3 protein-coding genes are annotated in these 1,735 nt (G+C 66.1%); 2 read left to right on the top strand and 1 reads right to left on the bottom strand.

What is annotated here, in order from left to right; translation table 11 throughout:
• Window positions 1-296 (bottom strand): TetR family transcriptional regulator (locus tag EOA27_RS35215; protein ID WP_127258592.1); only part of this gene is annotated, 296 nt, incomplete at its 3' end.
• 92 nt (window positions 297-388) lie between these two features.
• Between EOA27_RS35215 and EOA27_RS35210 the strand changes: the two genes are divergently transcribed.
• A complete protein-coding gene (locus tag EOA27_RS35210) occupies window positions 389-862 on the top strand; it encodes a CYTH domain-containing protein (RefSeq protein ID WP_126080268.1) in 474 nt (157 codons plus the stop codon).
• A partial coding sequence (locus EOA27_RS35205; RefSeq protein WP_145970786.1) for a CHAD domain-containing protein occupies window positions 859-1,735 on the top strand: 877 nt, incomplete at its 3' end. The genes EOA27_RS35210 and EOA27_RS35205, both read left to right, overlap by 4 nt.

Below are 1,735 nucleotides of genomic sequence, written 5' to 3'. Positions count from 1 at the left end.
GCTTCCGGGTTTGCTGGGGCGGTCCCCTGGGCGCCGCCCAGCGCCTGGCCGGCGATGCCCTGGATGGTTTCCACGATGAAGTCGGCGGCGGCGGCGCGCAGGCCTTCCTTGCCGCCGAAATGATAGGCGATCGAGCCGATATTGGCCTTGGCTTCCGCCGCGATTTGGCGCGTCGACGTGCCGTCGAACCCCTGCCGCCCGAACAGCTTGAGCGCCGCGTGCACCAGCGCCGCGCGTGTTTGGTCGGCGGTGGTGGCTTCGCGCTGCTGCCTTTTCGCAATTGATTGCCTGTCCATACCTCAATGTTTAATCAATCGATTGATTAAAGTCAAATTTGACCTCTGAACCGGCTTGCCTTCACTGCCCCCACAGGCTTTAGTGCGCGGCCATGGGCAAGGAAGTCGAGCGTAAATTCCTGGTCTCCAGTTCCGCCTGGCGAGACGAGGTCGAGGCGGAGATCCGCATTCGCCAGTTCTATGTCGCCGCCCAGCCCGGCCGCACCGTGCGCGTGCGCATCTCGGACGGGCGCTCCGCCAAGCTGACGTTGAAGTTCGGCGTCAGGGCGCGCGAACGCGACGAATTCGAATATTCGATCCCGCTTGCCGAGGCCGAGGAATTGATGGCCTTTGCCATCGGACGTGTCATCGAGAAGACACGCCACCATGTTAGACACCGTGGCTATCTCTATGAAGTCGATGTTTTCGGCGGCAAGCTCGCGGGGTTGGTGATCGCGGAGCTGGAGACGCCGGAGGACGTATCTGACGAAATGCTGCCCGACTGGCTCGGTCGCGAGGTCACCGGCGAGTCGAGGTTCTACAACGCGTCGCTGGCCCTCGGGGGGATACCGGAGATCGCCGCATGAGCTTCCGCATCGATCCGCGCTTGCCGCTGACCGGCGAGGTCAGGCGCATATTGGCCGACAAGATCGGCAGGGCCATCAGCCATCTCGAGACGGCGCGCGAGAAGCCGGAGCAGGGCCTGCACAAATGCCGCAAGCGGCTGAAGAGCGTGCGCGCCTTGCTGCGCGTGGTTCGTTCCGGGGACGAACCGTTCTGCCGGACCGAGAATGAATGCTACAAGCAGGTCTCGGCGCTGCTCGCCGGCCCGCGCGAGGCGACGGCGCTCATCGAGACCGTCGACCGCCTCGCCGATGCCTTTCCGGAACAATCCGCAGGCGGCGGTCTCGATCCCGTGCGCGAACGGCTGGTGCTGCGCCAGCACGAGCTTCATGCCGGCCCGGGCCTCGACGCCGCCATCAACGCGGCCGTGGCCGCCTGCCGGGAAGGCCTGGAGCGTATCGACAGGCTGGCGCTGCCCGACCTGCCGGAACAGGCGGCCGACATCCTGGCCGACGGCGCCCGCGCCACCTTGCGGCGGGCGAAGAAGGCGCTCGACAAGGCGGAGGCGCGCGGCGAGGACGAGGATTTTCACAACCTGCGCAAGGCGGCCAAGACGCACTCCATGCATCTGTCGCTGCTCGGCCGCCTGTGGCCGACGCCGATCAAGGCGCGCCGCAAGGCGGTCGACAAGCTCGGCGAGCAGCTCGGCGAACTGCACGACGTCTTCGTCATGCGCGCGCTGCTCGATGCCGAAGGCGAGCCGCTCGGCCCCGCCGACGAGACGAAGCTTCTGCGCAAGCTCTTGAAGCGCTCCGAGAAGAGCCTGACCAAGGCCTGCCTCGCCGATGCCGCCGAGCTTTTCGGCGACAGCCCGAAACGCTCCGCCAAAAGATTGG

Origin of the sequence: Mesorhizobium sp. M2A.F.Ca.ET.037.01.1.1 (assembly GCF_003998075.1) — a bacterium.
Classification (GTDB): Bacteria; Pseudomonadota; Alphaproteobacteria; order Rhizobiales; family Rhizobiaceae; genus Mesorhizobium.
Note: the sequence above shows the minus strand (reverse complement) of the source record. Positions and strands in the feature narration are given on the sequence as shown.

Bases quoted from the DNA above. Each gene is read 5' to 3' on its own strand.
- EOA27_RS35210 (WP_126080268.1), top strand. From the start codon at position 389: ATGGGCAAGGAAGTCGAGCGTAAATTCCTGGTCTCCAGTTCCGCCTGG.